This is a genomic window from Chloroflexaceae bacterium (assembly GCA_025057155.1).
GTDB lineage: Bacteria > Chloroflexota > Chloroflexia > Chloroflexales > Chloroflexaceae > JACAEO01.
Window position 1 is genome coordinate 1 of the sequence record JANWYD010000079.1, and the last position, 786, is coordinate 786.

Genomic DNA, 786 nt, shown 5'->3' on the forward strand with positions numbered 1-786 from the left:
GACCAACAAGATGTCAGCCCGCTTGCGGTTAAGCGACCACGAGTTTTTGATCGCGACGATGACTTCAGCCGGCGGCACGGCCAAGACGGTCTGCACACCTTGCGGATCAGCGCCAAAGGCCGGGCTGATCGGGTCGAGCAGTGGCACATTGGGGTTGGCCGGGCGGAAACCAAACGACATCGCGGCGCGCTGGCTCTCTTCGGTGAGCAGAAATTCGTAGAAGCGCTCGGCAGCGGCCCGCTCGTCAGCGGTGGCGCTGGCCATGATGATAAATGGGTTGTCGTGCCAGAAGGTGCCTTCTGCCGGATAGATCGCCACCAGTGGCGTCGGTGGCGGGTTGAATTTGTTGAAGTCGATGAGCGTAATCTCTTCCATCGGGAAGGCTGAGATGTAGCTCATGCCAAACTTCTTCATGTTCTCGCTAAAGATCAGCGTGTTATAGCCATAGTGTTTGATGCTGCGGCCTAGCTCGCGGATGAAACGAGTGGCCTGCTCGCTCTGCACATCGGCGACGGTCAAGCCATCGCGTTTGCCGGTAGCGGCATAAAACTCGGCGATCAGCGTGCTGAGCGCAGTCGTGCTGATTTCTGGATCGGTATGGCCCCACGAAAAACGGCCCCATTCCGGGTGACCAAAGCGGCCCCAGCCTTGCGGGTCGTTGCTTAGGTCGAGCATGTCCTTCCAGCCGATCGGTTTATTCGGCCAACCCATCGCCTCGGCCATCGGTTTCCACATCGCAATCACCACCGGCGTGAGTACCAGCGGCTTATTGGAAACGGCCACATT

At 58.8% G+C, this 786-nt stretch carries 1 protein-coding gene; it reads right to left on the reverse strand.

The annotated features are described in order from the left end of the window. Positions 1 to 786: ABC transporter substrate-binding protein (locus NZU74_20360; protein ID MCS6883682.1), on the reverse strand; the 786-nt coding region annotated here is incomplete at both ends.